The sequence below is a fragment of the Planococcus salinarum genome, assembly GCF_007004625.1.
Classification (GTDB): Bacteria; Bacillota; Bacilli; order Bacillales_A; family Planococcaceae; genus Planococcus; species Planococcus salinarum.
The window spans coordinates 37,063-43,479 of sequence record NZ_VIFV01000028.1 but is presented as its reverse complement, the minus strand read 5'-3'; the positions used below and the strand labels follow the sequence as shown (position 1 = coordinate 43,479).

General features: G+C 47.2%; 7 protein-coding genes and 2 pseudogenes. 1 reads left to right on the top strand and 8 read right to left on the bottom strand.

Translation table 11 applies throughout. The annotated features are described in order from the left end of the window. Nucleotides 1-208, top strand: a pseudogene (locus DIJ65_RS13485) (IS30 family transposase); the annotation flags it as partial. A gap of 449 nt (nucleotides 209-657) precedes the next feature. Here the strand turns inward: DIJ65_RS13485 and DIJ65_RS13480 are convergent. The 8 genes and pseudogenes from DIJ65_RS13480 to DIJ65_RS13450 form a co-directional block, all read right to left on the bottom strand. After that, the gene (locus DIJ65_RS13480; RefSeq protein ID WP_117303011.1) at nucleotides 658-882 is read right to left on the bottom strand and encodes a hypothetical protein; all 225 of its coding nucleotides are present in this window, start codon (nucleotides 880-882) and stop codon (nucleotides 658-660) included. 53 nt (nucleotides 883-935) lie between these two features. Further along, nucleotides 936-1,121: a hypothetical protein gene (locus DIJ65_RS13475; protein WP_117303012.1), complete on the bottom strand. Its 186-nt coding sequence runs from the start codon at nucleotides 1,119-1,121 to the stop codon at nucleotides 936-938. A gap of 583 nt (nucleotides 1,122-1,704) precedes the next feature. Beyond that, nucleotides 1,705-2,598 carry a Type 1 glutamine amidotransferase-like domain-containing protein gene (locus DIJ65_RS13470; RefSeq protein ID WP_117303014.1) on the bottom strand — a complete coding sequence of 298 codons (894 nt, stop codon included), beginning with the start codon at nucleotides 2,596-2,598 and terminating at the stop codon, nucleotides 1,705-1,707. 28 nt (nucleotides 2,599-2,626) lie between these two features. Then, nucleotides 2,627-3,073 (bottom strand): NUDIX domain-containing protein, encoded by a 447-nt coding sequence (locus tag DIJ65_RS13465; protein WP_071152450.1) that lies wholly within the window; start codon nucleotides 3,071-3,073, stop codon nucleotides 2,627-2,629. 29 nt (nucleotides 3,074-3,102) lie between these two features. Continuing rightward, nucleotides 3,103-4,908 (bottom strand): M3 family oligoendopeptidase, encoded by a 1,806-nt coding sequence (locus DIJ65_RS13460; RefSeq protein ID WP_071152451.1) that lies wholly within the window; start codon nucleotides 4,906-4,908, stop codon nucleotides 3,103-3,105. Nucleotides 4,909-5,054: 146 nt separating this feature from the next. Continuing rightward, nucleotides 5,055-5,861, bottom strand: coding sequence for a S26 family signal peptidase (locus DIJ65_RS13455; protein ID WP_071152452.1), 807 nt, complete (start codon nucleotides 5,859-5,861; stop codon nucleotides 5,055-5,057). Next, nucleotides 5,854-5,982, bottom strand: a pseudogene (locus DIJ65_RS16610) (sigma factor-like helix-turn-helix DNA-binding protein); the annotation flags it as partial. The gene DIJ65_RS13455 and the pseudogene DIJ65_RS16610, both read right to left, overlap by 8 nt. Before the next feature lie 12 nt (nucleotides 5,983-5,994). Next, the gene (locus tag DIJ65_RS13450; protein ID WP_230321425.1) at nucleotides 5,995-6,399 is read right to left on the bottom strand and encodes a sigma-70 family RNA polymerase sigma factor; all 405 of its coding nucleotides are present in this window, start codon (nucleotides 6,397-6,399) and stop codon (nucleotides 5,995-5,997) included. Nucleotides 6,400-6,417: the final 18 nt, after the last annotated feature.

Genomic DNA, 6,417 nt, shown 5'->3' with positions numbered 1-6,417 from the left:
CCAGCGTGCCTTGAATGAAAATTCCAATGGTCTCCTTCGAAAAGACGGTCTGCCAAAGGAAATGGACTTCAACCAGGTGGATCAACCGTTCGTTTCTACGGTGGCCGACAAACGAAATAACATCCCATGGAAGTCGCTGGATTATCGTACACCTCTGGAAGCATTTTTGAGTCACCTGAATGGAGTCGATCTGTCTAGCTTAAATTGACAAACGGAAATATATAAAAAATTACATTTTTATTTAATATTTTTACTATTTTCAACAAATATCTAATAACATATAAACTTGGGTTGACCGAAAGCCTGAGCTTTCTCTCCAAACTCAAAAACCCCGCTCAGGTGACAGTCACCTGAGCGGGGTTTTTGAGTTTATGTTGGTTTTTTCGCTTTTCGCCTGCGAAAAGCAGCCATTTGGCTTTGGATTTTTGGTTTTTTTGCTGTGAGTGTGGATGTTTGGATGAGATATCGATCATTTTGCAGTATTTGTGTAATGGGAAATCTGGCTGAATCCGGATATCCGCGTTCGGAGGATTTTTTCCGCGTTCAGGAGATTTTTCCGCGTTCAAGCAGATTTATCCGCGTTCAGAAAAATTTATCCGCGCTCAGCCTTTCCCCACTGCTCTCTCCCTCTGGTCTGCATGGCTTTGCCGCAGCTGTTTACTCCTCCGCTTTCACGCTTCCGCCTTTATTTCCTTTCAGCTCATCCGCCAGATACACCGTGCAGCCGACAATCAGGCCACTTAATACGATCAGTCCCATGTAAATCGGTTTGAGATGGGTTTCTGCTACGCCACCCCACGGAAAAATAATGTCCTGCAAGGTAACGCCGATTACAAAGACGATGATGTAAAACAGCACAATCGTGATAAGCGATGCTTTCATCGGTCTCCCTCCTTGTATGTATTTATTTCAATAAACCCATGAGTCAATGCGCGCTAAGTGAAATTGATCCAATCACTCGCAATGATTATGGCCACGACCAGTGAAAAAACTGCAGCCAAGATCGCATCGTGTTTTACAGAGTTTTTTAGAGTTGGCATCCAGTCCAGCTTGCCGGTGAGGCTAACAAGCCGTGCCACAATAAAAAAGACAACAAAATAACTAAAAAACGTGCCAATCATGAAATCACCTCGTTTAATACCCAGTTTTTGAATCCCTGCTTCAATGGCTGGCTCAGGTTGCTGTCTAAAATGGCAACATAACAAAACAGTAAAAATATCCCTTTTATATTTATTTCGAATAACTCTTTTTATGAAAGCTGTTTTTGCAAATGGCGGCAATCTTGCCAGCCGTATGCGATTTCGGTCAAGGTGATCCCTCTCGCATCGGCTAAAGTCGCTTTTCTGATTTTCATTTCTTCCTCCTCATAGGGCAGGGGTGGCCGCCGAAGTGTACTCGGGTTTATGCTTTTTCGATTTACGATCAACTTCGCATGAAATACGATCAACTTTATGCGAAATACGATCAACTTTGGCTCAAATACGATCAACTGGCTAATCTGACGCTGGTGGGGCTGTATAGATTGCCGGCAGCAGGCCGCTGCTGAGTGAAATTGATCCGCTCGCGAACACATTTTGCGAACAAATCTTTTTTACTCCCAACTTGATCCGTTTATGCCCAACTTCCTGTGTTTTATGCCCAACTGGCGATTCCCCATTTTTTATTCCATTCAAAAAAGGACGGCTCTACGCCGTCCCTTCAGCCCTATTGCAGGACCCAGCCCACCACCGCGATCGATACCAACAAGAGCGCCATAATGCCCACGAAAAGATACCCGACAATCTGAAGCGGCTTCGGCATTGTCTCCAGGTTTTTATAATCCCCTGCGCCTGGATACCCTTCGATGCTTTGCATGTGCCCGACCGCGTCGTTGAATGGCTGCCTGTCTCCGAAGATGGCCGCTCCGTCGTAATCGGCCGAACCGCTCACGTTGAATTCGACACCCGGCTGCAGCTCGACTTTATCCTCGCCAATAAACAAATACGCCGGCTTCGTGCCCGTCACTTTGATGTGCCCATCCTGAAAATACGCGCCGCTTTCCTCCGGCAACGCGATGACCGGCGTTTCACATTCACTGATATAACGCAAAATCAATTCATCGTTTTCCCTTTCATAATGGCACCATACCGCCAGGCCGTCGAGCACATCCAGCCCGCTGAAGTCCTGTACGCCCACCTCATTTTCATCGAGGTGCGCACTGGTCAGAATGTTCGAACCGAGTACGATGGCGCCGGCGCTCCCGCCGTAAACCACGCCACCGCCTTTTATGTATTCTTCCAGGACCGCATCAAATCCGGAGCTGCGCATTTCATGCAATAAATGAAACGTGTTTCCCCCGCCGATATAGACGCCCGAAAATTGCTGCAAGTCAGCCGCAGATTTCCGATGAAGATCGGTCCACATGACAATGTCGTTGATGCCGAGCGGCTGGAAGACTTCCCGCATCCATTGAAGGCAATCGGCGTACGGAATCAGACCGTCCATCGCAATCGGAATATACAATAGCGGCTTCGTTTGGCCAACCCACTCTCTAAACTCCGCATCGAACTTTTCGGTATGTTCTTTGTCTCCGCCACCGGATAAAAATAACGTTCCCATGTCCCCACCCTTTCGCTCGTTGCCGTACTCATACAAAATCGAGAATCTTCAAATCCATCTCATCAATGACGCCCAGCGTCCCGCTCCGGTCCCATAACTTCATCTCTGACGTTTCGTCATTCTTCAGAAACGGAACCAACTTCACCGCGCTGCCGGCAAAAACCGGATTGTGCTTCACGCTGCTGTCTGCTGTGTTCTTTAATTTCAATAAACCCTTAAACTCCAGTTCGGTTATGTGTTGGCCGGTTTCCTCATAAAGTTCCCGGACGGCGCATTCCCTCTCCGTCTCATTGCCTTCGCGCCGCCCAGCCGGCAATTCCCATTGCTCCCGCCAGACGTTGTAGACCATCAGGACCTTGTCGTCACAGCTGATCACGGCAAAAGAGCCGGCCACCGGCGCGTAATCCTTTATGTCTTCTTCCTTTATCTCAATAAAATCCAGAAATTCGAAGCCGTTGTTTTGGGTGGTGTTCATGTGGAAATCTCCTTAAAATAAATTACACTTTATTCAATATACTTCTCCGTCAATCTCAAATACTCCTCAATCGCCTCTTTCAGCGCCTGCTGGGAGGCATCCCAGAAATCAGTCTTTGTTACATCTGCATCCAGGTAGTTCTGTGCCAGCTGTTCGACGGTCATCCGCCCGGAGTTGCGCAGCAGTTCATCGTATTTCTCCTGAAAATCGCCTGTTGCTTCTTTTGCCAAACTGTAAATGCCGTTGCTGAATAAATACCCGATCGTATAGGGAATGTTGAAGAAAGGTTTATCGGCGCTGTAGAAATGGCTGATATACATCCATTTGTAAGGGGCTGAGCCTTCAATGATCCCGCCGTAGAAATCGCTTTCCACTTCTTTGATCAGATTGTTGATCTCTTCCACTGTAAGCTGGCCATTCTTTCTTCTTGCATAAAATTCCTGTTCGAATCGGTACATGTTCGGCACGCTTACTACATATTTCAGGCCGTCTTTAATTTTCACTTCCAGCAGCGCCAGCTTTTCTTTTTCATTTGTCGTGTGCCCGATGGCTGCATCCAACACGAGATTCTCCAGGAACGTAGAAGCCGATTCAGCGACAGATGTGCCTTTTTGCTGGGCAAAAGCAGGTTCATCGTGAAGAATGAAATTGTGATAGGCGTGGCCGAATTCGTGTGCCAGGGTCACGATATCCTGATAATTTTCCCGGTACGTCATGAAGATGCGGCTTTCGTTGCTCAATGGCATGGAAGCGCAGAATCCGCCACCCGCTTTATCGGACCGATTTTCAGTTTCAATCCAACCTTCCTCAAAAGCACGTTCCGCAAATTGACCCAGTTTTTCACTGAACTGCTGGAATTGCTTAATGATGATATCTTTGGCTGCAGAATAAGTTATTTTCTCCTCAGATGCAAAAATCGGTGTTTCCAGATCGAACCAGCTGACTTGCTCCAGCCCGGTCAATGCGACTTTCCGCTGGAAATAGGCTCTATACAGATCCTTATTGTCATCGATCGACTTCACCAATGCCCGGATCGATTCTTCCTGGATCCGATTCTGTTCGACGGCTTCCTTTAAGACGTTGTGCCAGCCGCGCTGCTCATAGACATCCAGGCGGAAACCTGAAATCCGGTTCAATGCGGTGGCAAAATCCTCTGCCTGATCTGCACAGGTTTCTGCAATCGCTTCTGCCGCCTGTTGGCGAAGTGAACGATCTTCCGCGTACATCGCTTCATTCATGGCTTGCCCAATTGAAACTTCCTGCTCTTCCCCAGCGGACCCAATCGGAACTTTCATTTTTGCTAGCAGTTGCTGCTGGTGCTGTTCCCAGGCTTTAATGCCGTTGACCGACAGCACATTGATCAACCGCTCCATTTCAACCGGCAGCCGGTCCTTCACCGTATTTCTTCGTTCTTCCAAATAGAATGAGTAGGCTTTCACTTCTTCGTGTTCCATAAATTCATTCCAGCGGTCTTCCGGAAAATTCGCCAATGCTTCATCCAAGTCGATCTGCACAGAATCCAGTTTCGCTTTGATCACGGCACTCTCATCCAGCAATACAACCGCTTCACTGTCTTGAACGTCCTGCGAATAAAGGCAAATCACAAAATCGTCGAGTTCATCCCACCCGCTTCTTGCGTATTGGAATTGGTTCAGGAGTTTCAGAAAAGACCGGTTATCCGCTGCTTGACCGTATTCCTGATATGCTTTTAAACCCTCACTCAATTCCTCAAGCACGCTCTTTATTTCCACAATCAAATTTTTCAATTCGGCTGACTGGCTTCCTCCGGCATATAAAGTGTCCAGGTTCCAGTTCTGGCTGGTTGTTTGTTCCAATCCAATTCTCCTCTGCTGTCGTTTAAATTTTTGTATTCTATAATAACTTCTATTTATTCCTGAAAATTCCTTTTGAAAATAAAAAGAAAGAAAGGCTAATATAAAATCCAGCCTTTCTCCTCAATCAATTACTATTTCTCAATCCGTTATTCCACATAATACCCCAAAACTTCCGCTTGGATTTCATTGACTTTAATTATTTGCTGGCTGCCTCTGAACCAGTCATCGCCAACAACATAAACTTCATCACCAGCTAATGTGACTTGCGCTATATCCATTTGAAAAATCTCTTCCATACCGGTAGTTGTGCTTTCTGGGGAAGTGTTAGCCTCGAACCATTCCAAATATTCTTCAGTCGAACTGGTTCCCACACGGTGCGCCCGCCCATAAAACGTTTCGAGCTTTTGGTCATTGATGAAAATTTGTCCGTCCACGACTTCCACTTCTTCCCCCAGCAAAGCGACGATTCTTCCGATAGACCAGTGTGTGCCGTCGAACGAGGGACCTTCAAAGGCGATTATGTCTCCTCGGGCGGCTTCTTTGGCTGCGTTAGCCGGGTAAGCCTGCGGATCCACCAATAAAGGATGTTCTGAATAGTCGTGGTTGCCTCTGTCCATCGCATCGGATTTTATTTCCACCACTTCCAGCGGCTCTTCATAATCTGTAAAAACCTTAATTTCCTCCACCGTATCCGGATCAGTCAACGCTGGCAATTCGCTGGACGTGCCTGCTGGACCTGATGGCTCCATGTCATTTCCGCCCATATTTACTACAAGAAAAATTGTAGCGACTGTCAGAAGCAGCATCAGGACAGCTGCATATTTAAAATCAGCAAAATGACTCGTCGGCCGCTCCCCCCGTTTCATCTCTCTCAGAATTTTCCGTTTCAGCGGTTCGTTGAAGCGGGGCGATTCGCCGACAAACTCATCCAGGTCACGTTTGAATTTATTCATCCTGCATCCCCTCCCATTTTCTCAAATCCACCTTCTGCCGCAATAAATCCTTTGCACGCCGCAGCCTCGTCTTGACGGTGTTTTCCGAGCAGTTCAGTAGCCCGCTGATTTCTTTTGACGTGAATTCCTGGTATTAAAACAGCAGAATAACTTCCCTGTATTTGACTGGCAGCTCCAGGATTTTATTCGTGAGATTGCTTTGGTCTGTGTGCTGGACGTAAGTGTCCTCGGGTGATTTTGCATTAGAAATCAAACCGCCGAGTGAATTCGAGAACAGCGAGCGCCTGTTCTTCCAGCTCCGCAGATGGTCACGGCATTTATTGACCGTAATTTTCGACAGATAGGTTTTCAGGGAGGCACGGTGATCGAACTGGGCGGATTTACGGTAATAGCTGATGAACACATCCTGCATGATGTCTTCGGCGGTCGCCCAGTCCTTCACGTAAAAGTAAGCCAGCCGGATCAGGTATTCTCCGTGGCTGTCCATGATCGTTTTCATCTCTTCATCGGTCAGTGTCGTGTATTCATGCACCGGCATACGCCCCCCATCCCTTCC

Coding starts and splice junctions, on each gene's coding strand:
- DIJ65_RS13480 (WP_117303011.1), bottom strand. CDS start 882: ATGAAAGCATCGCTTATCACGATTGTGCTGTTTTACATCATCGTCTTT.
- DIJ65_RS13475 (WP_117303012.1), bottom strand. CDS start 1,121: ATGATTGGCACGTTTTTTAGTTATTTTGTTGTCTTTTTTATTGTGGCA.
- DIJ65_RS13470 (WP_117303014.1), bottom strand. CDS start 2,598: ATGGGAACGTTATTTTTATCCGGTGGCGGAGACAAAGAACATACCGAA.
- DIJ65_RS13465 (WP_071152450.1), bottom strand. CDS start 3,073: ATGAACACCACCCAAAACAACGGCTTCGAATTTCTGGATTTTATTGAG.
- DIJ65_RS13455 (WP_071152452.1), bottom strand. CDS start 5,861: ATGAATAAATTCAAACGTGACCTGGATGAGTTTGTCGGCGAATCGCCC.
- DIJ65_RS13450 (WP_230321425.1), bottom strand. CDS start 6,399: ATGCCGGTGCATGAATACACGACACTGACCGATGAAGAGATGAAAACG.